The 23,310-nt window shown below is 58.2% G+C and carries 21 protein-coding genes; 15 read left to right on the top strand and 6 right to left on the bottom strand.

The genetic code is table 11. From position 1 onward, the window contains the following. Nucleotides 1-44: 44 nt before the first annotated feature. On the bottom strand, nucleotides 45-974 hold the full coding sequence (locus tag AABB31_RS18140) for an alpha/beta fold hydrolase (protein WP_342076804.1): 930 nt from the start codon (nucleotides 972-974) through the stop codon (nucleotides 45-47). An 853-nt stretch (nucleotides 975-1,827) separates the two neighbouring features. On the opposite strand from AABB31_RS18140, the gene AABB31_RS18135 reads away from it, so the two are divergent. Together AABB31_RS18135 and AABB31_RS18130 are read left to right on the top strand one after the other, a co-directional pair. After that, on the top strand, nucleotides 1,828-3,420 hold the full coding sequence (locus AABB31_RS18135) for a substrate-binding domain-containing protein (RefSeq protein ID WP_373635113.1): 1,593 nt from the start codon (nucleotides 1,828-1,830) through the stop codon (nucleotides 3,418-3,420). Nucleotides 3,421-3,575: 155 nt separating this feature from the next. Then, nucleotides 3,576-4,514, top strand: coding sequence for a type IV pili methyl-accepting chemotaxis transducer N-terminal domain-containing protein (locus AABB31_RS18130; protein WP_342076806.1), 939 nt, complete (start codon nucleotides 3,576-3,578; stop codon nucleotides 4,512-4,514). A gap of 75 nt (nucleotides 4,515-4,589) precedes the next feature. On the opposite strand, the gene AABB31_RS18125 is transcribed toward AABB31_RS18130, so the two are convergent. After that, nucleotides 4,590-6,131, bottom strand: a complete 1,542-nt coding sequence (locus tag AABB31_RS18125; RefSeq protein ID WP_342076807.1) for an alanine/glycine:cation symporter family protein — start codon at nucleotides 6,129-6,131, stop codon at nucleotides 4,590-4,592. An 11-nt stretch (nucleotides 6,132-6,142) separates the two neighbouring features. Next, a complete protein-coding gene (locus AABB31_RS18120; protein WP_342076808.1) occupies nucleotides 6,143-6,583 on the bottom strand; it encodes a universal stress protein in 441 nt (146 codons plus the stop codon). Between the two features lie 423 nt (nucleotides 6,584-7,006). Between AABB31_RS18120 and AABB31_RS18115 the strand changes: the two genes are divergently transcribed. The 3 genes from AABB31_RS18115 (at nucleotide 7,007) to AABB31_RS18105 (ending at nucleotide 10,955) form a co-directional block, all read left to right on the top strand. Beyond that, nucleotides 7,007-8,899, top strand: a complete 1,893-nt coding sequence (locus AABB31_RS18115; protein ID WP_342076809.1) for an EAL domain-containing protein — start codon at nucleotides 7,007-7,009, stop codon at nucleotides 8,897-8,899. A gap of 14 nt (nucleotides 8,900-8,913) precedes the next feature. Continuing rightward, the gene (gene ettA, locus AABB31_RS18110) at nucleotides 8,914-10,569 is read left to right on the top strand and encodes an energy-dependent translational throttle protein EttA (protein WP_342076810.1); all 1,656 of its coding nucleotides are present in this window, start codon (nucleotides 8,914-8,916) and stop codon (nucleotides 10,567-10,569) included. Nucleotides 10,570-10,760: 191 nt separating this feature from the next. Further along, nucleotides 10,761-10,955, top strand: coding sequence for a hypothetical protein (locus AABB31_RS18105; protein WP_342076811.1), 195 nt, complete (start codon nucleotides 10,761-10,763; stop codon nucleotides 10,953-10,955). Between the two features lie 2 nt (nucleotides 10,956-10,957). Here the strand turns inward: AABB31_RS18105 and AABB31_RS18100 are convergent, their stop codons facing one another. Together AABB31_RS18100 and AABB31_RS18095 are read right to left on the bottom strand one after the other, a co-directional pair. Beyond that, nucleotides 10,958-11,635, bottom strand: coding sequence for a GntR family transcriptional regulator (locus AABB31_RS18100; protein WP_342076812.1), 678 nt, complete (start codon nucleotides 11,633-11,635; stop codon nucleotides 10,958-10,960). Next, complete coding sequence (locus AABB31_RS18095) at nucleotides 11,604-12,650, bottom strand: Gfo/Idh/MocA family oxidoreductase (RefSeq protein ID WP_342076813.1); 1,047 nt, start codon at nucleotides 12,648-12,650, stop codon at nucleotides 11,604-11,606. Before AABB31_RS18095 ends, AABB31_RS18100 begins: the two co-directional genes overlap by 32 nt. Before the next feature lie 344 nt (nucleotides 12,651-12,994). Here AABB31_RS18095 and AABB31_RS18090 point away from each other — a divergent pair, with 344 nt between their 5' ends. The 10 genes from AABB31_RS18090 to AABB31_RS18045 all read left to right on the top strand — a co-directional run bounded on the left by AABB31_RS18090 (nucleotide 12,995) and on the right by AABB31_RS18045 (nucleotide 21,276). Beyond that, on the top strand, nucleotides 12,995-13,285 hold the full coding sequence (locus tag AABB31_RS18090) for a putative quinol monooxygenase (protein WP_342076814.1): 291 nt from the start codon (nucleotides 12,995-12,997) through the stop codon (nucleotides 13,283-13,285). Next, nucleotides 13,282-14,088 carry an N-acyl homoserine lactonase family protein gene (locus AABB31_RS18085; RefSeq protein ID WP_342076815.1) on the top strand — a complete coding sequence of 269 codons (807 nt, stop codon included), beginning with the start codon at nucleotides 13,282-13,284 and terminating at the stop codon, nucleotides 14,086-14,088. Before AABB31_RS18090 ends, AABB31_RS18085 begins: the two co-directional genes overlap by 4 nt. Nucleotides 14,089-14,169: 81 nt before the next feature. Further along, a complete protein-coding gene (locus tag AABB31_RS18080; protein WP_342076816.1) occupies nucleotides 14,170-14,574 on the top strand; it encodes a rhodanese-like domain-containing protein in 405 nt (134 codons plus the stop codon). Nucleotides 14,575-14,584: 10 nt separating this feature from the next. Beyond that, the gene (locus AABB31_RS18075) at nucleotides 14,585-15,316 is read left to right on the top strand and encodes a carboxyltransferase domain-containing protein (RefSeq protein ID WP_342076817.1); all 732 of its coding nucleotides are present in this window, start codon (nucleotides 14,585-14,587) and stop codon (nucleotides 15,314-15,316) included. After that, on the top strand, nucleotides 15,316-16,335 hold the full coding sequence (locus tag AABB31_RS18070) for a biotin-dependent carboxyltransferase family protein (RefSeq protein WP_342076818.1): 1,020 nt from the start codon (nucleotides 15,316-15,318) through the stop codon (nucleotides 16,333-16,335). Before AABB31_RS18075 ends, AABB31_RS18070 begins: the two co-directional genes overlap by 1 nt. 2 nt (nucleotides 16,336-16,337) lie before the next feature. Then, a complete protein-coding gene (locus AABB31_RS18065) occupies nucleotides 16,338-17,096 on the top strand; it encodes a 5-oxoprolinase subunit PxpA (protein WP_342076819.1) in 759 nt (252 codons plus the stop codon). Between the two features lie 79 nt (nucleotides 17,097-17,175). Next, nucleotides 17,176-18,810, top strand: a complete 1,635-nt coding sequence (locus AABB31_RS18060; protein WP_342076820.1) for a DUF1800 domain-containing protein — start codon at nucleotides 17,176-17,178, stop codon at nucleotides 18,808-18,810. 3 nt (nucleotides 18,811-18,813) lie between these two features. Further along, a complete protein-coding gene (locus tag AABB31_RS18055; RefSeq protein WP_342076821.1) occupies nucleotides 18,814-19,950 on the top strand; it encodes a DUF1501 domain-containing protein in 1,137 nt (378 codons plus the stop codon). A gap of 63 nt (nucleotides 19,951-20,013) precedes the next feature. Beyond that, nucleotides 20,014-20,832, top strand: coding sequence for a bifunctional allantoicase/(S)-ureidoglycine aminohydrolase (locus AABB31_RS18050; RefSeq protein WP_342076822.1), 819 nt, complete (start codon nucleotides 20,014-20,016; stop codon nucleotides 20,830-20,832). A 51-nt stretch (nucleotides 20,833-20,883) separates the two neighbouring features. Next, complete coding sequence (locus AABB31_RS18045; protein WP_342076823.1) at nucleotides 20,884-21,276, top strand: hypothetical protein; 393 nt, start codon at nucleotides 20,884-20,886, stop codon at nucleotides 21,274-21,276. Between the two features lie 904 nt (nucleotides 21,277-22,180). On the opposite strand, the gene AABB31_RS18040 is transcribed toward AABB31_RS18045, so the two are convergent. Beyond that, nucleotides 22,181-23,215, bottom strand: coding sequence for a glutathione S-transferase family protein (locus AABB31_RS18040; protein ID WP_373635112.1), 1,035 nt, complete (start codon nucleotides 23,213-23,215; stop codon nucleotides 22,181-22,183). Nucleotides 23,216-23,310: the final 95 nt, after the last annotated feature.

Genomic DNA, 23,310 nt, shown 5'->3' with positions numbered 1-23,310 from the left:
GCACCGCTACGGACATATCCATCGGCTCGATCACATGGCGTGGCTCAGGCGTTCTCCATCAGCAGTTCGGCCAATTTCTGCCGCTGCGAAAACATCGGGGCATGGGACGATTCCAGATCAACCAGTTTGGTTGGCGAGCCCGGCCAGGTTGCGTTCATGTCGTCAGCAATGGCCTTGCAGGTCTCGGGCACCACGGTGTTGTCGTTCAGACAACGAATGAAGGTCTTGCGAATATTCCCAAAAGCCTCGGGAAAGGCCGCAACCTCGCCGTACATCGCCGCGGGTGCATCCGGCGTCAGCAGATGCATCACGGATGCCAACAGCATGTCATCAACATCGGCGGCCAATGCTTCTTTGAAATTGGCCAGATAGGCCGGATCGGTCGAACGGGGGTCGACCCGGATCGCACCGATCACGGCCGGGTCTGCCAAAACGATACTGTTGATCTTGCTTTTTTCCTGCTGCGCCTGAAGGCCGATATAGGCGCCTGCCGGCTTCTCGCCCACCGGCGTCAGGGCCGCCAGATAGTGCAGCGCCTGAAACTTCTCGGGCGCCTTCGCAGCAGCAAAGCTGATCGGCACCCCGCCCATCGAATGCCCGACCGCCACAACATTGGTGGCCCCCATCGCAACGGCCCGATCGGCCCCCGCGATAACTGCATCTGCATAGGCCGCGATACCAATTGGCGCTTGCGTTGACGCCTCTGTCGCGAAAGCCGCCGGATCCAGTGGGCGATTTGTAAAGCTTTGGGGTATCCCGGCCGTCAGCCCCGATCCCGGCAAATCTATTGCAACCGTGATGTGACCCGCGGCGTTCAGATGCTGCGATACCAGATCCCAACACCACCCGCCGTGCCACGAGCCATGGACCAGGACGAAAGCTGTCTTGCCCTGATCTTGCGCTTTTGCAGCCGTTGTTGTCACCGATGCCGCCGTTGCGACACCCGCCAGTTTAAGAAATGAACGCCGTTCCATTGGATCCCCCCTCCAGTATGCCACCACGCTGATCAGAAATTCCGCACTTGTCAATATAGTACGTACTTATAGGGATAAGCTATCTTTCGGGGCTGGTTCCATTGTTGAACCGAACCAGGGTCTTGTGCCGGCGAAGCATCCTCGAACCAACGCGCGGTGGGCCATGGCAATCTCGACGGCTCTCATCCCCGTTAACCAAGCTGTAAGCCCCCTCAACTACACCGTCAGGTAAGGTGCATGCTGTCGGTGGACAGCCGAAAGAAGGGAATGCCATATGGGAAAAGGTGCGCGACGCACCAACCAGCAACCCAAGAGTTCCGAAGGACGGCAACGCGATTTTGCATTGTAATACAACACGATTCGACAAATGCACCGGGCGGGGCGGCAACAACGCGATCACATCGCCAAGATAAAGCCACATTCGGGCAACAATCCCGATGAAATGTTGTATTTTTGTTGCGATCTCGGCGCTTACCTCAACTTAATTTACGCGCGTAAAAGCGGTTAAGGTCAATGACTTTGGTATGACCACAAGGCTTCAATGCCTATGCGCTTCCGTTCCGCCGCGCTGCATGGTTTTAGGGAGAATACGTTGATTGACGGATTGGCCGTTGGCCGATTTGGGGTCCAATGTTACGAATTTATGACAAGTTGGGTTGAGTGATTCACGGATCCACAGATGACTGAAATAATTGTGACAGCCTTTGAATGGCGCCCACGCCTCAATTCTTGCACAAATATGAGGCAGGTTGAGAAGAGTAATGAGTTGGGTCTGCACCTGCCAAATTGCACAACGGTGAATTCCAAGCCGAACGGGGCTGACCCCGCGGTATGAAGAGTAATGGAGAGATAAATGGCTTTTGAGGTCGTCGAGAAACATCGCAACCTGGTTTCGGCTGTGGCACTTGCTGCCGCGCTGATCGCCCCGGCAGCGGTTGGCGCTGGGGAAGTAACGCTCAAATCAGAAGACGGAACGGTCAACCTTGTTGGCGAATTCGTCGAATTTGTAGACAATAATTACGTTATCAGAACCGGCCTTGGTGACCTGCGCATTTCCGCCGCGCGCGTCCGCTGCGAGGGCGAAAGCTGCCCCGAATTCAATGTCGTGGATGCGGATCTGCAATTCGCCGGGTCTGACACGGTGGGTGAAGGCGTCATGCCGCTGCTGCTGTCGGGCTACGCGGCCTTTCTTGGCGCCGAAGCAACCGTCACCGCAACCGACAATGATGGTGAAATCCTTGCCGAACTGATCGGCGATGAGGGGTTTGGCGACCCGATGGGTAGCTACCTTGTGACATCTACCGGGTCCAGCGATGCGTTCCGCACGCTGCTTAGCAAGTCAGCCGAAATCGGCATGGCATCACGCCGCATCCGCCCTGACGAAGCACGCGCGCTGCGCGACAACGGCGCCGGCAACATGATTGATCCTGCGCAGGAACATATCATCGCCGTTGACAGCCTTGTCGTCATCACGAACCCGGCTAACGAGGTCAATTCCCTGACAACCGAACAGTTGCGCGGGATTTACAACAGTGAAATCACCAACTGGTCCGAGGTTGGCGGGAATGATGCGCCAATCAACGTCTATGGCCGCCCGGAAGGGTCCGGTACACGCGGTGTGTTCGAAAGCCGCCTGTTTGGCGATGAAACACCAACGCCACCGGCCAATATCCAGATCGCGGACAGCAACAACGACATGGCTGCGATGGTCAACAATGACGAAAACGCAATCGGTTTTGTCGGCTACGCCTTCCAGCGCGGCGCGCAACCGGTCACCTTGGTGAACGAATGTGGTTTGACCACCCGTCCCGATGCGTTCTCGGCCCGGACGGAAGAGTATCCGCTGCAGCGTTTCCTGTACCTGTATAACCGCGAGGATAATACCAGCGAAACTGCGCAGGATTTCATCGACTACGCCCTGTCCGCGGAAGCGGACGAGGTGATTGCAAAGGCCGGGTTTATTGATCTTGGCATCGACCGTCGCGCAATGTCATTGGAAGGCGCGCGCGGCAAGCAGCTGCTGAACCCGGACGCTGACCCCTATGAGGGTGGCTTTATGCGCGAAATGATGGCGCAGATGATCGACTTTGATCGCCTGTCATCGACTTTCCGTTTCCGCACCGGCTCGCAGCGTCTTGATCCACGCGGTCTGTTGAACCTGGAACGTCTCGCCAACTATCTTGAGCAGCAGCCGGAAGGTACGAAAATCATGTTCGTCGGCTTTACCGATGACGTGGGCGCATTCGACAGCAACCGCGATCTTTCCGTATCGCGGGCCGATCAGGTCATGCGGACATTGCAGGATTTTGCAGGCGACCGCCTTGGCGGTGTCGAAATGGCCACTGCCGGATTTGGTGAAATCGCCCCCGTTGCCTGTAACAGCACAGAGAATGGTCGCGCGATCAACCGCCGGGTCGAGGTGTGGATCCAGGCAAGCCAAGGCTGATTGGATTGCGGGCGCATGCATGCGCCCGCCCCCACTATGCAAGGGCCATCTTGCCCTGAACGACCCTCGACACCCGGTTTGACGGCGGGCTGCATGTCTCTGTTCAGCCTGCGCTGGGTTCTATGTTTGTTTTTACCCGATCAAGGGAGACAGTAATGAATACCCCTTTTCTAACAGCCTTACTGGCGAAACTGCTTGCCATCACCGGCCTTTGTGCCGCAATGACCGGCCCCGCCCATGCGGACGATCTGACCCAGGACGAGGTGCTGCAAGTACAGTTCCTCGAAGATGTCGGCGCCAGTCAGCGTATCGACCTGTCCGGCAAACTGCGCATGCTCAGCCAGCGCGTTCCCGCTGCGGCCTGCAATCTGGCTGCGGGCATTGACCCGGCGAGCAGCAGTGCCATGCTGACGTCTGCCGCCGAGGAATTCGAGAAAATCGTCACCGCCCTGGAATTCGGTGACGAAACCCTGGGCATCATCGGCGCCGAAGAACGCCGCAAGACATTGGTCGGCATTCGCAAACTGCATGAAGAGTGGCTGCCGATGTTCGAGGCCGCAAAGACCATTCTGACGGATGGCGGCACAAATGATCAAATCGCGGCGATGAGCGCGCAAAGCGCCGAGGTGCTGCGGATTGCGCAATTGCTGGTCAGCGAAATCTCGGGACAATATGCCGACCCTACGGCATTGCTTCAGATTGATGCGTTGACCATCGACCTTGCCGGCAGGCAGCGTATGCTGGCCCAGCGGATATCAAAGAATGTCTGCCTGATTTCATCGGGCGTCAACGTCGATGCCGCCGCGACAGAATTGACCGAGGCTGCAGCCACCTTTTCCAGCACACTCGACGCGCTTGTCACCGGCATGCCGGCGGCCGGGATCAAGGCCCCGCCGACAGCCGAAATTGCAGATGCGATTGCGGTTGTGGTTGATGACTGGGCAGAGTTGCAGCCCATCGTTGCCAAGGTACTGGCAGGCGACGCCCTTGACGAAGGCACCCGGGCGGACATGTTCAACAAGTCAAACGCCATGACAGGTGACATGAACACTGTTGTGGTCATGTATTCCGAAGCCTCCAAGCTGAATATCTGATACTGCCCCGGCGGCGACATCAGCAAAGAAAAGGGGCGCGCCAACGGATTGGCGCGCCCCTTCTTGTTGGTCGGATCAGTGCTTGTGCTTGACGATTTCGCCTGACTTCAGCCGCGCAAAATAGCTGTTCATCTCGCGCTTGACGATTGGCATCAGCATATAAAGCGCAGTGATGTTCACTACCGCCATCGCAAAGATCATCGCGTCAGAGAAGTCGATCACCGCCCCCAGCTGGGCCGCAGCACCTACCACGATAAACAAGCAGAAGATCAGTTTGAAAATCAGCTCCTTCACAAAACCTTCGCCGACCAGAAAGGTCCAGGCCTTCAGGCCGTAATAGGACCAACTGATCATCGTCGAGAAGGCAAACAGGATCACCGCAATCGCCAGAACATAAGGGAACCAGCTGAACCCGGTGGCAAAGGCCGCCGATGTCAATTGCACACCTGATGATCCGTCCGCGGTCTGGATTGATGTGCCCGCCTCGTTCAGCACATACAGACCGGTTTCCGGATTGATGACCAACACGCCGGAAATCGTGATGACCAGCGCCGTCATTGTGCAGATCACAACCGTGTCAATGAACGGCTCCAGCAATGACACAACGCCTTCGGTGATTGGCTCTTTGGTTCGCACGGCAGAGTGTGCGATGGCCGCCGACCCGACACCGGCTTCGTTCGAAAACGCCGCCCGCTTGAAGCCCTGGATCAGCGCCCCCACGAAACCGCCAGCAACACCAAGACCGGTGAATGCGCCAGCCCAGATCTGCCCAAAGGCCCAGCCGATCTTGTCATAGTTTACCAGCAGGATGATCAGCGCGACCACCACATACATCACGCCCATAAATGGCACGACCTTTTCGGTGACATTGGCGATGGATTTGATCCCCCCGACAATGACCAGAAACACGATGACCGCAAAGACCGCACCGGTGATCCAGCCTGGGTAGTCCCCGACAATTCCCGAAATCTGCGCATGCGCCTGATTGGCCTGGAACATGTTCCCGCCGCCCAGCGCGCCCAGAATACAGAAGATCGCAAAGAGGACCGCAAGCACACTGCCACCGGGCAATCCGCGTTCCTTGAACCCCTTGGTCATATAGTACATCGGACCGCCCGAGACGGTCCCGTCATCATACTCGTTCCGGTATTTCACACCCAATGTGCATTCGGTGAATTTTGATGCCATCCCCAAGAGGCCCGCAAAGATCATCCAGAATGTGGCCCCGGGCCCGCCAATACCAACGGCAACGGCCACACCCGCGATATTCCCCAGCCCGACGGTCCCCGACAATGCGGTGGCGAGAGCCTGAAAGTGACTGACTTCACCCGCGTCGTTGGGATCGGAATAGTCCCCCTTGACCAGCGAAATCGCGTGTCCGAATGCGCGCAACTGGATCAGGCCGAAATAGAGTGTGAAAACTGACGCGCCAATGACCAGCCACATCACGATCCACGGGAAACTGGTCCCCGGCAATGGGGCAAAGATCAGGCTGACAAACCATCCGGTTGAACTGGCGAAGGCCTCGTTGACCTTGTCGTCAAATGACATCTCCTGCGCGGCAGCGGCGACAGGCGACAAAACAGCCAAAAGGGCTGCAGGCAATAACGTTTTCATTGTCTTCCCCTTCACGGAATGATTGTCACTGGAACGGACGCCGATGCGACCAGTCGCCCGGTGACACCGCCAAAGACACGCTCTTTCAGGCCCCGCGCGCCAACACGCCCGACGATGATTTGCGCAGCGCCACGCGCCTTGGCGAGCGCGTCCAGAATCTCCGACACGTCGCCATGTTTGACCACGCCTTCGACCTCAAAGCCGGCTGCCTTGGTCTCGGCGACCGCAGGGTCGATGACCCGGTCATGTGCAGTCGATATCTCTTCCTCGCGCCGTTTGTGGCGTTTTTCGTTTTCTTCGGCGGTCTGGAAACTGAACGGCGACCATTCGATCACGTAACACAGAACGATATTGCAATCGCCCGCGGCACTTGCCCGCTCCTTGGCGAAGGCAAGCGCACGGCCCCCCGCCGCAGAGCCGTCAAGTCCGACGACATAGGTTGTCTTGGTCATAGTCATGTCCCTGTTGTTGTTTCGAATATTTGAAGCGGGACAGCACGTCCCTATGGTGACGCGACTTCTGCGGGCGCGTTAACGATCACCATACGCCAACTTTCCCAACATCAAAAAGAAACTTGGAACCGGCACAATTTCCGTTCTTTTGCCTGATGGGGGGCGCAGTATTTGGGTAAATCGTCTATGTATTTTGCAAAAACGCTATATTTGGACTGTCATAGTATCAGGGTAGAAGCACGCGCCAAAGTTGAGCTTCGTGTTAATTTCGCAATCAAATTCCACCCACACACGTTATGCGTGCGGAAAATCTTTGCGAATTTTAGCGAAATAAGTCTCAAATGGCCGCACCGGTTAAACATTCCGACAAGCCAAGCAATGTAGACTGAGGACCGACATGAACCCTTTCGGGGTAAGGAGAAAGTGGCAGACTATTTTCTATATTTGACTTTGGGTGTCGCCGTGATCGCGGTTGCGTTTGCTATTATGCGCCTGCGCTTTCCGGCCGGTTTTGCCGTGCTGCGGCCCAAGCGGCATCAACCGTCGCCCCACGACACCGCACGCGAGGCGCTGTTTCATCGGATTTGCGCCGATCGCGCGGATGTCGGCCTGCTCATCAAAACGTTAGATGGCATCGTCGTGTGGGCCAATCCGGCATATCTGGAGATTATGAAGCGGACCCGTGACGAAGTTATTGGCCAAAGCCCACTGTCTTATGCATTTCCCGAAGATCAGCGCCCCAGCCCCGAGGAAATCGCCAACTTCCGCTATAATCCGGCGGATTTCGACCATGAAACCAATGTGATCCGCGAAAATGTCCGCGGTGACGGCGCTAAAATCATGGTCCATGTCAAGACAAGCTTTTATTATGACGACGATAACGTGCCTTTTGCCGTACTGGTCTGCCGCGATGTCACGCTGGAGGTTGCGCGCGAAGAGGAACTGAACGCCGCGGCAGAAAAGCTGCGCTACAAAGCGGCCTATGACGATCTCACATCAGCCGCGAACCGGGCCGAACTGAAACGGTTTATGGATGCGGCACTGGAACAGGCCCGCGCGACCGGCAGGCAGGTGGGGTTTCTGCATCTGGACCTCGATAAATTCAAGCAAATCAACGACACCCACGGCCATGCGGCGGGTGACGCCGTGCTGAGGGCTGTGGCAGCGCGGGTCCGAAAAGAGATACGCAAGGAGGATCTATTGGCCCGCGTCGGCGGCGACGAATTTGTGGTGGTCTGCCCCGGGCTTGAGACGCTCGACGATGTCAAGGCAATCGGCAATGCGCTGGTCCGGGTCATGCGCCCGCCCGTCCTGTGGCAAGATCAGGAGTTGAGCATCGCAATCAGTGTCGGGGCGGCATTGTCCAGTATAGCGACCAAATCGGCCGATGACATGCTGATACAGGCCGATTTCGCACTTTATGATGTCAAGCGGTCCGGTCGGGGCCGCGTCGCAGCCTATAACCAGAAACTACATGCCCGGCATACGGATCAAACCGAACTTGCCGCCGATTTCAGACATGCAATTCAGCGCGGGCAACTGACATTCCATTTTCAGCCAATTGTTGAGCTTCTTTCCGGTAAAGTTCACGGGCTGGAAACGCTGGCGCGCTGGAATCACCCGGTGCGGGGCCTGCTGCGACCAACCGACTTTCTTGCCGTCGCCCGATCCGTCGGCATGATGGCCGATGTCGATTTCCTGGCCATGGATGCGGCGTGCAAAATGAAATCACGCCTTAACCAAACCGGCTATAGGGACATGCGCGTCGGGTTCAATGCCTCATCCGATGCCTTGTCTCATCCGCAATTTCAGGACCGCCTGACCAAAACCGCGCGCGACCAAGGGGTGGCCCCGCGCGAAATCGTTATTGAGGTGCTGGAAACGGTCGTGTTCCAGAGCAGGCATGGCGATACCCCTTTCGTGCGTGCCCTTCACGATCTGCATGCCGCCGGATATGCCGCGTTCCTGGACGATTTCGGCAGCGGCCATGCCGGTCTTGCACATATTCCCAAATTGTCCATCGACGGCGTCAAAATCGACCGATCATTGACAGCAGACCTGCTGACCGATCACGCGACCGAGCGGATCATGCTCGCGTTGGTCAATCTGTGCCAAGAGCTACATCTGAAAGTTATTATCGAAGGCATCGAAACACATGCACAGGCGTTGAAGCTGCAAACAATGGGCGCTGATGCCGTGCAGGGTCATTGGCTTTCGCCGCCCGTCGAGATGGATCAGGTTATCCCATGGCTGGACGCCAACCATGATTGCGCCCGCCTGAACGCCCCGCTATCTAAGGGCCAACTCATAGCATAGCGGAGCGTGCAATCATGGCTGCCAATCAGTTCGTCTATTTCATGGACGGCGTGTCCAAGACCTATCCGGGCGGGAAAAAAGTCTTTGAAAATATTCGCCTGAACTTCCTGCCAGGGGTCAAAATCGGCGTTGTCGGGGTGAACGGCACCGGTAAATCGACGCTGATGCGGATCATGGCCGGCCAGGACAAGGACTTTGCCGGCGAAGCCTGGGCCGCCGAGGGCGCCCGCGTCGGCTATCTGCCCCAAGAGCCAGAGCTTGATCCAAACCTGAGCGTCCGCGAGAACGTCATGCTCGGCGTTGCCGACAAGAAGGCTATCCTTGATCGCTACAACGAAGTGGCGATGAATTATTCCGAAGAAACGGCCGACGAAATGGCCCAGCTTCAGGATCAGATCGACAGCCAGAACCTGTGGGATCTCGACGCCCAGATTGACATCAGTATGGAGGCATTGCGCTGCCCCCCTGACGACGCGGATGTCACCACACTGTCTGGCGGTGAAAAGCGGCGTGTTGCCTTGTGCCAGTTGCTGCTGGATGCCCCCGACATGCTGTTGCTTGACGAACCGACCAACCACTTGGACGCGGAAACAATCGCATGGCTGCAACAGCACCTGATTGAGTACAAAGGGACAATCCTGATTGTCACCCATGACCGCTACTTCCTTGATGCGATCACCGGCTGGATCTTGGAGCTCGACCGTGGGTCGGGCATCCCGCATGAGGGGAACTACTCTAGCTGGCTAGAGGCAAAGGCCAAGCGGCTGGAACGCGAAGCCAAGGAAGACAAATCCAAGCAGCGCACACTCGCCCGCGAATTGGAGTGGATGCGGCAGGGCGCAAAGGCCCGGCAGGCCAAATCCAAGGCCCGTATCAGCGCCTATAACGACCTTGCCAATCAGTCCGAGCGCGAAAAGATGGGCCGCGCGCAGATCATCATCCCCAATGGGCCCCGGCTCGGCTCTAAGGTGATCGAGGTCGAAGGGCTGAAAAAGGCGATGGGCGACAAGCTTTTGATCGAGAACCTCAGCTTTGATCTGCCGCCGGGCGGCATTGTTGGTGTGATCGGGCCGAACGGCGCGGGTAAATCAACGCTGTTTTCCATGCTGACTGGGCAGAATGACCCCGATGAGGGCACCGTTACGTTTGGCGATACAGTCAACCTGTCCTATGTGGATCAGTCCCGCGACGCCCTGAACCCCGAAACCACTGTTTGGGAAGAAATCAGCGGTGGGGCCGAGATCATCGAACTTGGCGATGCCAGCATGAATTCGCGCGCCTATTGTTCGGCCTTCAACTTCAAAGGGGGCGACCAGCAAAAGAAGGTTGGTCTGCTATCAGGGGGTGAGCGCAATCGCGTTCATATGGCCAAGCTTCTGAAATCCGGTGGCAATGTGCTGCTGTTGGATGAGCCGACCAATGATCTGGACGTCGAAACGCTGCGCGCGCTTGAAGATGCTCTGGTCAGTTTTGCAGGCTGCGCCGTGGTCATCAGCCACGACCGCTTTTTCCTGGACCGGATCTGTACCCATATTCTTGCCTTCGAAGGTGACGCCCATGTCGAATGGTTCCAGGGGGCCTTTACCGACTACGAAGACGACAAGAAGGCAAGACTGGGCGCCGACGCGTTAGAGCCCAAACGGATGAAGCACAAGAAATTCGTCCGCTAGAAAAATTGTCGTGACCTGTCTGGCGTGCGGTCATTCGCGCGCCAGATGCTCAAGAATGATGCCGGGCGCCGTTTTTTCCCCGTTATATGAACGGGTATTTATCAAATCTGCGAGAATTCTGCGCGATTTGCTCACATTTCCGCCTCAATTCGCAGGTTAGATGCTGGGTAACATTGGGAAGGGACACCGTCTTGGCACTCGTTGCGATCATATTTGGAAGTCTTGTTGCGCTGATCGGCGCAATGCTGTCCATTATTGTCTCGGGCGAGCCGTTTCGCATGATCCTTGAGATGTACGTATCCACCGGATTTGCGATCATGGCGATGATCTATCTGTCATCATTCGTGCCTGCGATCCGGGACGGCAACGCAAACCTCTTCAAATAATATCAAAGCATGTGCAGGCTGTGCTGGCGCAGTAGTGTGATCAGCACGTGTTTTGCGCCCTCGCGGTGCGCCCGGTGGATTTGGCGCGCCTTTTCCGCGTCCCCGACGCGGATCGCCTGCAGCACCGCCTCGTGATCCGCATTGGATTGGGTCGGCAATGGACGCATTTGCAAGGTGACAGCCTTTGCCCGGCGCACCTGATCGACCATGCGCCCGACAATCGAGATAACCCTGGAATTCCCGCCAAGCCGCACCAGCTCTGCATGAAATCTGTCATCCGCCAATGCCCAGGCTTCGCGATCTTCATTCGCCAGCGCGGCCTGCATATCGGCAATTGTCTGGGATAGTTCTTTCAGATCCGACGCAGGCAGATCTTGCCGGGCTGCATCCGCGGCAGCCAGACTTTCCAGCTCTGTCAGCACGTCATAGATTTCGACCATATCCTTGACCGATATGGGCCGTATGCGAACGCCTTTGCGCGCCCTGACTTCCAGAAGGCCCTGCCCCTCGAGGGTCAGCGCAGCCTCGCGCACCGGGGTTCGCGACATGCCCAGCCGCATCGCAAGTTCACTTTCCAAATGATCCGAGCCTGCCGGTAACTCGCCGGTAAAGATCAGTTTTCGCAACTCCTCGACCGCAATCGCGGAGTTACTTTTGGGTTTGGAGGAACCGCTGACCATGGGCTTTGACCTCAACCTTGCGCTGCGTTTCGCTGGACCTGTAGATCGCCTCTTCGGTTTGGATGACGCCAAGATAATCGGACGCCAGGTTTTCCAGCGGTGTATCGTCAAGAAGGCCTGAAACGACATGCAATTGCAAGGCATGTGTGCAGTCCCCACCAAAACCATCATGCGGGTCCGGGCCCAGCAATTGCCTATGCGTCTGCGTGCCAAAGGGGCGCAGCGTGACCGCGCCATCGCCGGCCAGTGTCAGGGTGCCTTTGCTGCCTTCGATCAACCCCTCGCCCATCGTGCGTCTGGTGTTGTCAGCGCTGTGATCAGCCAGCCGATTGCCATCCAATAGCGCCTTTGTTCCAAGCGGATGGTCAAATATTACATAGCCCGCATCCTCGCCCGCGATAGCCGGATTGATCTGACGCAGATCGGCATAGACATGCGATGCATCCCCCAAAAGATACCGGAAGACATCAATATAATGCACACCGGTTTCATGGATCAGAAAACGCCGCATTTTTTGAAAGCTCGGCTGACGGTCAAGATAGGCTCGCGGCCCCTGCCCGTCGCCCGGTCGCAGCCGGAACGTGACCTGAAGCACATCGCCCAGTGACCCGCTATCCAGTTCTTGCTTGATCGCCCGGAACCACGGCTGGAACCTGAAGTTCTCATGGATGATCAACGGGACACCTGCAGATGCAGCCAGTCCAACCATTTCGGCGGCTTCTTTCAGGTCCCGGCAGAACGGCTTTTGACAGATGATCGCCCCGACACCGGCAGCCAACCCTGCCCGAATTGCGCCCGCATGTCCGGCCGGCGGCAGGATGATATCAAGTATGTCAGGACGCGTTTTGGCAAGCATCTCGTCAACGGTCCGAAAGGCGGGCGCCGATGTCACAGCCGCCTTGTCACGATCAAAGTCACAGACCCCGACGATCTCTGCGCGCGACATGCGCTGCCAACTGCCAATGTGGAACTGGCTGAAATACCCTGCCCCGGCGCAACCGACCCGCAACGTCATCGGGCCACAGCCGCGCTATTCCCGCGCCATTTACCCAGCCAATGGGGCGCCATGGCGTTTGCGTTACCCTCAAACACCGCGATCTGGAAATGCCATCCCATGTTACGTTCACCACTTGCAATTTCAATTAATGCATACATTATCTAATACGTAATGACTTGCAACAGGCGAAAAATGTTGCGGCCTTGCGCAGTGACTTGCTAGCAATCGGGGGCAGACAGCCACTGTGGCACTATGCAGGATTTCGGGGTTTCGGGGCCAGCACGAATGCTGGTCAGCACAAGATTGATGTACCAGACGGCGGCCTGGCGGCCGTCGACCGACAGGAATACAAGGGGAAATGGATGTTCGCAGTATGTGTTGTGCTTCGTCTGAAACCGGGGATGAAAGATGCGTTCATGCCCCTGATGACCGAAAACGCCAAGGCATCGCGCGAGGCAGAGTTGAATTGCCACCGTTTTGATGTCTCGACTGACAGCAAGGACCCTGATTGCGTCTTTCTGTACGAGCTTTATTCGGATCAGGCCGGTTTTGATGCGCATTTGAACACCCAACATTTTCTCGCATTCGACGCAGCGACCGCACCCATGGTTGCCGACAAGACCGTTGTGACCTGGGACACCGTCCACGCATGAGCATCTGGGAGGTGCATGCCATAAAATACGCCGACCGCAATGCGCGTCACCGCGGCGACAGTTTTATCTTTGACGACAATCACGATGCCCCGCACCCGATGGATTATTTCATGTGGCTGCTGCGCTCGGGCGATCAGACGATCCTGGTTGATACGGGCTATGACGATGCCGAAGCGCAGGCGCGCGGTCGTCCCATACGGCTGCATCCTGCCGCGGCCCTTGCCCCGTTCGGCCTTGGCCCCGCGGATATCGACCGGGTGATCGTCACACATCTGCATTATGACCACGCAGGTGGTTTGCATCTTTTCCCCAACGCCACGCTTCATATGCAAGCGGCAGAAATGGCTTTTGCAACAGGCCCGTGCATGTGTCACGACACGTTGCGCATGCCGTTCACCGCTGACCATGTCTGCGAGGCGGTGAAACGCCTTTACAGCGGCAAATTGGTTTTTCATGACGGGGTTGGCCAGATCGCAGATGGCATCACCGTCCACTGCATTGGTGGCCATTCGCGCGGGTTACAAGCCGTTCGCGTGCGCACGCAGGCCGGCTGGCTGGTCCTCGCCTCGGACGCCGCCCATTATTACGAGAATGTCTTTGCCCGCAAACCCTTTCCGATCGTTGTCGATTTGCAAGACATGCTGGATGGGTTTGATGTGCTGCGCGAACTGGCCTCAACCCCCGAACTGATTGTCCCGGGGCATGATCCGCTGGTGCGCGCGATCTACCCGACAGGCATTGCGGACCACATCACCCGCCTTGATTTGGGGCCAGAGAAACCTGTACCCGGCGCAAAGGGCTAGCCCCTACTGCAATGCTGATCTGGACATTCTTGTTGGTGCTGTGGTCAACATCGGGGTGCACGTGACAAAGGATGGGGCCAAATGCCGACGCTTACGAAATCGGCCGCGCAGATGGTGGCGGATGCGCGCGCCCGGATTGAAGAGATCGACACTGTCGACGCAATTGCGATGCTGGATGCGCCGGACGTGGTCTTTGTCGATCTACGCGATATCCGCGAGCGGCAGCGCAGCGGCGCGATCCCCGGCAGTTTTCATTGCCCGCGCGGGATGGTCGAATTCTGGGTCGATCCGGACAGCCCCTATTTCAAGGATATCTTTGCGCAGGATAAACGCTTTATCTTTCACTGCGCCTCCTGTTGGCGATCTGCCCTGACGGTTGCGACGTTGAACGATATGGGATTTCCGGCTGCACATCTCAAAGACGGGTTTTCCAGTTGGGCCAAGCATGACGGCCCCATAACCGCTGCCACCCCCAAGGATAGCTGACCCGTGCTCGATGTCTGAGGAAACCAGTCCCGCATTTCTGCCCTTGGGCATTGACGGCATTCTGGTGCGGTTTTCCCGCGAACTGACAGCCGAAACAAATGCGCAGGCGCTTGCATTTCGTGATGCGGTCATGGCCGCAGACCTGCCCGGCACGGCCGAAATCGCATCATCCCTCACATCCGTTCGGGTCGGGTTTGATCCTGAAAAAACCAATCGGCACGCAGTGACCGATGCCCTGGCTAAGATTGTGGCAAAGCTGAAAGTGACCGATGCCGGCCCCCGGCGCATCTGGCATATTCCGGTGTCCTTTGCGCCAGCACACGCCCCGCAACTGGCCGAGGCCGCCGCCCTCGCGGGCCTGACCACATCGGAAGCCGCGGCACAGATTACTGCCGCACGGCCCCGGGTGATCGCAATCGGATTTGCGCCGGGGCAACCTTATCTGGGCATGCTGCCATCACATTGGGACATTCCGCGCCAGACCGCATTGACGGCGCGCGTTCCGCCCGGCGCGCTGGTCGTGGCGGTGCGCCAGTTGATCATCTTTGCCGCGGATGCCCCAACCGGCTGGCGCCATATCGGTCAAACGGCGTTTCAGGTCTACCGCCCCGACGCTGCGGAACCATTTGCCTTTGCGCCCGGCGACGCGGTCTCCTTTCACCAGATCACCGATACGGAGCTGACGTCGCTGCAGGCCACCGGCGATCCGGACGGTGGCGCGACCTGCGAGCATGTGACCTGATGACAGCGCTGCACGTTCATAAGGTCGGGCCGGGCGTCACGATCCAGGATCTGGGGCGCCCGGGATGGACCGCCCAGGGTTTGCCCTGCGGCGGCGCCACCGACAGGCACGCATTGATCGAGGCATATGCGTTGCTGAACACCGGCCTTGGCGCCGCAGTGCTTGAGATGATGGGATTTGGCGGGACGTTCAGCGTCACCGCCGATACCCGTATCACACTGACCGGCGCGCGCATGCAGGCCACGATTGACGACTCTCCCGTTCCGCCCAATCAGACCAGATTGCTGCGCAAGGGCGAGATGCTGACAATCGGCGGGGCGCTGCGCGGGGTGTATGGCTACCTTGCCTTTGCAGGCGGGATCGACACGCCACCCGCGCTTGACAGCCGCGCGACCCATCTGACGGCGGGGATCGGGCGCGCGCTGGTGCAAGGCGACGTCATCCCGTTGGGCAAGGATCCGGCCCCCTTGTCAGGTCCACATGCACTGGAACCGGGTGACAGGCTGGGCGGCGGGCCGATCCGGATCATGCCCGGCCCGCAGACGGACGACTTTGCCGCAGCCATACGCGCCACTTTTGCGGAGACATCCTTTGAACGCAGTCCGCGCGGGAACCGGCAAGGGGTCCGGCTGGACCATGAAGGGGCAGGCTTTGCCATGGCCGGGGCGCTGAATATCGTGTCGGACCTTATCTTGCCCGGTGATGTGCAAATGACCGGTGATGGCGTGCCATATGTACTGCTTGCCGAATGCCAGACCATTGGCGGCTACCCCCGGATCGGCACGGTCATCCCAGCTGATCTGCCCAAGGTCGCGCAAGCCGCCCCCGGCACGCAGCTGACATTCACCTGGCTCAGCATGGCGGAGGCCGAGGCAACATATATCTCTGATCCGCAGCTTTACCGACAGATGTCCGAGGCCTGCCGTCCGGTCCACCGTGATCCGCATGACATTCCCGATCTGCTTGGGTATCAACTGATCAGCGGGGTCACATCCGGCGACGATATTGAAAGGTCCTGACAATGACGCGCAGTGTCGATCTGAATTCCGATATGGGCGAGGGCTTTGGCCCATGGCAAATGGGTGATGACGCCGCATTGCTCGATATCGTGACGTCGGCCAATATCGCCTGCGGGTTTCATGCGGGCGACCCTGACGTCATGGCCCGTACAATGCAGATTGCACATGAAAAGGGCGTCGGCATCGGCGCGCATCCCGGCTTTGCAGACCTGAAGGGGTTCGGGCGGCGGCGCCTGCCAATCGCACATGAGGAACTGGCCAACGCCGTCGCCTATCAGCTGGGGGCGGCACAGGCGATGGCGCGCCGCGCCGGTGGCCGGGTACGGCATCTGAAACTGCATGGCGCGCTTGCGAACATGGCCTCCGAGGATGCGGAACTGGCACGGGTCTGTTATCAGGCGGCACTTGATGTCGATCCTGACATTGTGATCATGGTGCTGGCGGCCACGGCCATGGAAAGCACCGTGCGCGAACTGGGCTGCAACTGGGCGGGGGAAATCTTTGCCGACCGCGCTTATGAGGACGACGCGACACTGGTCGACAGGCGCAAACCCGGGGCCGTGTTGCATGATGCGCAAACGGCGGCGAAACGTATCTTGGGCATGCTGGATGCGGGGGCCATCATTGCCGAAAGCGGCAAACACATCCCCTGTCGCATTGATACGATCTGCTTGCATGGGGACACGCCTGACGCTGTGGCGATGGCACGCGAAATCAGACAGCACCTGACAGCAGCGGGCGTGGAACTTGCCCCGCTCTGAATAGGAAAACCATTGCCGACAAGATGCCCGCGCTGAATTAGGGCTTGGCGATTGCGGTGCAGTCACCGACGATATGCGCATGGACATCTCGCGACGAGATCTGCACAAGGGTTTGCTCTCGCTTCTGTTGCTCGGCGCGGCGCGGGCAGAGGCGGCGCAGGTCAGTCCTGGCCTTGTGATCCTGAACCGGCTGACATTCGGGGCAACACCACAAAACCGGACCGATCTGGAACGCCAGGGCTTGTCTGACTGGCTGGATGCGGAACTGGCAAAGCCCGCCACAGACCCCGCACTTGATCGCCTGCTGTCGCAAGCCAAGCTGCAAATCGCTTACGGACCGGGCAGCAACGACACCGGCGCTGCGTGGGATGGGCTGGACGAGATGCGCCACCTCAATACCCTCAACGCGGACACCGCCAGCCTGATGCCGCTTCTGGACTTTGAGCAACCGGTTTCATTTGCCGAGCGGATCCGTCCCGCAGATGAGGTCAAAGCCGCATCACTGATCCGGGCCGTCAATGCCGACGCACAACTGCGCGAACTGATGACAGCCTTCTGGCACGAACATTTCAGCGTAAACGCCTACAAGGATGGACCGACTGCCGTGTTCTTCCCGGCCTATGACCGCATGTTACGGGGTCATGCGTTTGGCAATTTCCGGATGATGCTAGGCGACGTCGCAACGGCACCCGCAATGCTCAGCTATCTGAACAATGATGCCAGTCGGGCCAGCCCCGCAAACGAGAATTTTGCCCGCGAATTGCTGGAACTGCATACTTTGGGTGTCAAACATTACTTCAACGATATCTACGACGACTGGCGTCAGGTGCCCGGCGCGACCGACGGCAAGGCGACCGGCTACATTGATCAGGACGTCTACGAAGTCGCACGCGCATTCACAGGGTGGAGCATCGGGGACGGTCGTGGCAATGGCAAAGGCATCCATGCCCCCCTGACCGGCGCATTCCACTATGTGGAACGATGGCATGACCCCTACCAAAAGCGGGTGCTTAGCGTTGAGTTTCCGCCCAATCGCGCGCCACTTGCTGATGGGGAGCAGGTTTTGGACATGTTGGCGGCCCATCCGGCAACGGCACATCACGTGGCGGGCAAATTGCTGTTGCGCCTTGGCATCGAAAGCCCATCTGCCGACTATCACGCGGCGGTCGCGGCCCGGTTTCATGCGCTTGTGGATGACCCCGATCAGATCGCCCATGTGCTGCGAACGATCGTGTTGCATGATGAATTCCAACAAACGCCGCCCTCAAAATTGCGCCGTCCGTTTGAGTATCTGGCAGGGATTTACCGGGCCAGCGGTGCGCATGTCCATGCGCCGACACTGGATTTCGACTGGCACCTTGGCCGGGCGGGCTGGACACAGCATGCAGTCAAACCGCCCACTGGCCATCCTGATCATACGGCCGATTGGGCAAATACCCGCACGCTGCAGGGCCTGATCGGTTTGGCACTTTATGCGCATGAAGGTTGGATGGGCGCGCAAATGCCGGGTAGCGGCGCACTGCGCGAGGTCACATCCCTTCAATCCCTCGCGCAGCGCACCGAAAACCGGTTCGGCGTGCCCGAAGGCACCGTATCACAGGCCTTGGCCACGCTTGGGGTAGAAACGCTGCCTGATGATCGCGACGGGCGGGTCTGGGTTGCATCTGTGGTCCATGCCGCCGCCGCCCTGCACCCGCAATTCGTGTTGAGGTAAGCCATGACAGAACCTGTCCTTGTTGTGATCTTCCTGCGCGGTGGTGCGGACGGGCTGCATTTGATCTGCCCCAGTGCGGATACAGACCTTATCGCCGCCCGCGCACCCGATCTGCGGGTAGCCCGCAAGGGGGACAAGGCCGGTTTTGTGCTGCAGGATCAGGCCGCAGATGTCGATTTCCGGTTTCACCCGCAAGCCAAGGGGCTGTCGGAACTCTTCGGCGCTGGCGAGCTTGCGGTCGTGCATGCAGCGGGGCTGACCGACGGCACCCGCAGCCATTTTGACGCCGAGGACAAGATGGAACGCGCCAGCGCGGTATCAACAACCGGCGGCTGGCTTGGGCGCTGGCTGGCAAATCAAGAACCTGATGGCCCCTTGCCCGCCCTTGCGGTCGGCGACAGCGCGCCGGAAAGTCTGCGGGGTGGCGGTGGGGTTCCTGTTGCCGGCGCCTTGGATGATCTGATCCTGCCGGCGGGGCACGAGCTGTCACATATGATCGGGCAAAGCATGATGGATGGCTTTGCCGCGCATCCGTTGATCGGGCCGCAGATCAGCAAACTTGTCGGCCTTTCCGGGCTTTTGTCAGATCGTCTGACGGATCCTGATACGGGCGAGCGCCCCAACTACAGGCCCGATGTGAAATACCCAAAGGGCCCGCTGGCGCAATCCCTGCAGACCATCGCACATGCGCTGAAACTTGATCTGGGCTTGCGTATCGCAACGGCGGACTACGGCGGCTGGGACACTCACATCAATCAGGCGGGGGATTTCGCGAAACGAACCCGGCACCTGTCGCAGGCGTTGATGGCCTTCTGGCGGGACCTTGGGGACCGGCGCGAACATGTTACCGTTGTCGTGATGAGCGAATTCGGCAGACGATTGCGCAGCAATACGGCAGGCGGCACCGATCATGGCTATGGCAATGCGATGATGATCGTTGGCGGCAACGTCAAAGGCGGCCAGATGCTGGGCGCCTGGCCAGGTCTGCAGAATGAGGCCCTCGCCCAGGGCGCGGATCTGGCGATCACAACAGATTACCGGCAGGTTCTGGCAGAAGTGCTGCGCACGCATATGAAAACACCTGACCTGTCGCCAATCTTTCCTGATTTCGCGGACGACCCGCTTGGGCTTTTTGCCTGAACTGCACCCTTTCCAATACCCTGCGGCTGAGGTCTAATACCCCGACCAGAGCCGGAGCCGCAGATGTCGCATTCGACCTATTACACCCCCAAAGGCGGCCTGCCCCCGCAGACCCAGTTACTGACGGATCGTGCAGTCTTTACCACCGCTTACGCCGTCATTCCCAAGCGGGTGATGACCGACATCGTCACCAGCAACCTTCCGTTCTGGACAAAGACACGGGCATGGGTGCTGGCCCGGCCGTTATCGGGGTTTGCCGAAACATTCAGCCAATATGTGGTCGAGGTCGCGCCCGGCGGCGGCAGCACAAGCCCCGAGACCGAAACCGGGGCCGAGGCGGTGCTGTTTGTGGTGTCCGGAACAGTGACCCTGACACTTGATGGCCAAGACCATCAGATGAATGCGGGCGGCTACGCCTATCTTGCGCCGGGCGCCGCGTGGCAGCTTCTTAACAATGGCAACGCCAATGCGAGCTTTCATTGGATCCGCAAGAAGTATCAGGCCGTTACAGGGATCGAGGCGCCAGAGAGCTTTGTCACAGACGAGGCAAGTGCCACGACAATCGCGATGCCCGATACCAATGGTGCCTGGGCCACGACCCGTTTTGTTGACCCGTCGGATATGCGCCATGACATGCATGTCAATATCGTCACACTGCAGCCCGGCGGCGTGATCCCCTTTGCAGAAACACATGTGATGGAACACGGGCTTTACGTGCTGGAAGGCAAGGCCGTCTACCGCCTTAATCAGGACTGGGTCGAGGTCGAGGCCGGCGATTTCATGTGGCTGCGCGCGTTCTGCCCGCAGGCCTGTTACGCAGGGGGCCCGGGCCCATTTCGCTACTTGCTTTATAAAGATGTGAACCGCCATATGGCGCTGTAGGAAACCCCATTGCGGTTTCAAACAATGAGACGAGGAAAGGCAGGGACCCATATGGCACGTGGCGCAGGTGGCAGTGACGGTGGAACCGGCAGTTTTCTGATCGGGCTAATCATGATGATTGGCGGCGGTTACCTGCTGCTGAACGGCATTATCGTACGGCCGAATTTCGGGCTGGGCAGCGTGGCGTTCAATATTGGCGGCATGCCGATCACCAGCGGCATCATCCTGATCCCGTTCATGTTCGGGGTTGGGATGGTCTTTTATAATTCCCGCAACTGGCTGGGCTGGCTGCTTGCTTGCGGGTCGCTTGTTGCCCTGGTTTTCGGGGTGATCGCCAATATGGAACTACAACTGGCCCGGATGAGCGCCTTTGAGCTGATCGTCATCCTCGTTCTGCTTGTCGGCGGGATCGGGTTGTTTTTGCGGTCGTTACGGGCGGGTTGAGGGGTGTTGCTAGGCCCGCTCTGCGGGACTTTTCTGCCTCTCGCACGGTTATGCCAAGCGTCTGCTTCCGTCGCCAATCACTTAATTTGGCTTGCTAATACGCGAAGGTACACAGTAGCTTTTGTCTAGTAGACGCGTCAAATCCGGGGAAATTTTGATATGTCTCTCTTGTGGAATGTTATCAAGACTACCATTGACCTAATTGCTCCTGAATATCTTAACCGGCGTCGCGTTCGGTTCACGGTTCATACAGCACAATTTGCTGGTGATACTAAGCTTGCGTTTTTTCTCAATGTAACAAATCTGTCCCAAGACAAAGAGATAGAGCTAACTCATGTCTGGTTTGAGACAACTCCGCCAGTCGCTGCCCTCCCCGCGGAACGACCGCTGCCAAAACGACTTAAGCCGGACGAGACGTGGGAAACGTGGATATATTGTAGTCAATTACCTGGTGCAATTGATGACAAAATTATCGAACCTGCTCGGGCACGGCTTTCAAATGGCCGGGTCTTTAAGGCTGAGGAAAACACGGATGTGCCACCGATCGGAATGGTTCCTGGTCGTTAATTGGCGGGGTAGCACACGCCAAGCCGGTCATTCGTGCATGTCGATTTGACCCGAACCGAGACCGCACTTTTTCTACAACGTGATCGGACTGCCGCGATGCGCAACAGATTTGCATTTTTCCACGGGTGGATAAAGCACTGTTGCGTATGAACAGGAAGCGCAGCAGTCACCTTCGGGCGGCTTCACGATTGTCCGCCCCGACTTGCACCATAGAGCTACCGGAGGCCCCGATAGGTATGGTGCCGGTCTCGACAGGCGCGCAAGATGCTCAGGTCAGCGTGGGTTCCAGGACTACTTTTGGAGCCTCTGTCGCCACTCGTCAGCACGCGACAGTTCGCTACGAGGTTTGGAGCCGTTTGCGTGACCCGGGCCAATCGACAATCGCATTGATCAGGCAGGGGCGCGCTGCGAGTCTTTGATAGTAGGCCTTGACGTTCGGGCGCGGCGTGTCGCCGTCCCAAAACTGGCTTTTTCCAAGGTAGTCAAGACGCAGCAGACTGACGCCCCAAACCAGATCGGCCAAGGTAAAGCGGTCGTCAAACAACCATGTACCTGTTGAGGCTTGCAGCGTCGTTTCCAGGTCTGCAATCAGGCGCTCGGCCAGTTGGGTTGCGTCTTGCATGGCCGTGCCATCCACGACGAACGCCTCTGCGTTCTTTTCTTTTTCCAGTTTGGCTTTGTAGGCCGCCATCAAGTTGGCATCCCCTTGAACCGACGACATATGGCCCTTGATGCTTTCGAACTTGATTTGATGGATGCCCGGCATTCTAGATTGAATGTCGGTGGGACGCGTATCGCCCTCTGGGTCGGCACCGTAAAGCAGTGCGACGTGCGGGGTTTGGTCAACGACGTCCATTTCCTGCAGAATTCTGTCTTTCAGATCATCGGGCAACAGATCATGGCCGCCGCCATAAGTGTTCACGAGGTACAGGCAGATCAGCTTCGAATCCGCCAGCACCTTTCCTGCTTGATTGTCAACTAGCGTGGGCACGACCAAAGGATCGAACCCATCATCGTCAACCGAGGACGCGCCGGAAAAGCCACTGACGAATTTCGAAGTTTTTGCGACATCGGATTGGAGTCGTAGCCGCACATATTCGGGCGTGTAGTTTTCGTATTTCGTTGGACCGGCGAACTGATTTGAGCCGAACTCCAATCCTAACTCGGACAGAACGGCGCGAACTTTGTGCGAGCAAATTGAGAACCCGAAATGAAAAAGCTCAAACGGTGGCGCGTCCGAAGTGGCGTCCCGCGCGACGGCCGGCAGGGGGTTTTCGGCGCTGATCACCGTCGCGCGCCCGGGCGCTTCGATCACACCAATTGCGGCCTGCGTAAGTTCGCGGATTTCTGTGCGGCTTTGTTGATCTGACATGATCGGTGTTCCCTTTTTCCTTGGCTGCCATTTCGACCCGTCCGGCCCATGCGTCGGCGGCGAATTTTAGACATTTATGGCCTTGCTCAGCGGCC

The sequence above is a fragment of the Yoonia sp. SS1-5 genome (assembly GCF_038443705.2).
Lineage (GTDB): Bacteria > Pseudomonadota > Alphaproteobacteria > Rhodobacterales > Rhodobacteraceae > Yoonia > Yoonia rhodophyticola.
The sequence above is the reverse complement of the archived record's forward strand: the minus strand, read 5'-3'. Positions and strand labels throughout refer to the sequence as shown.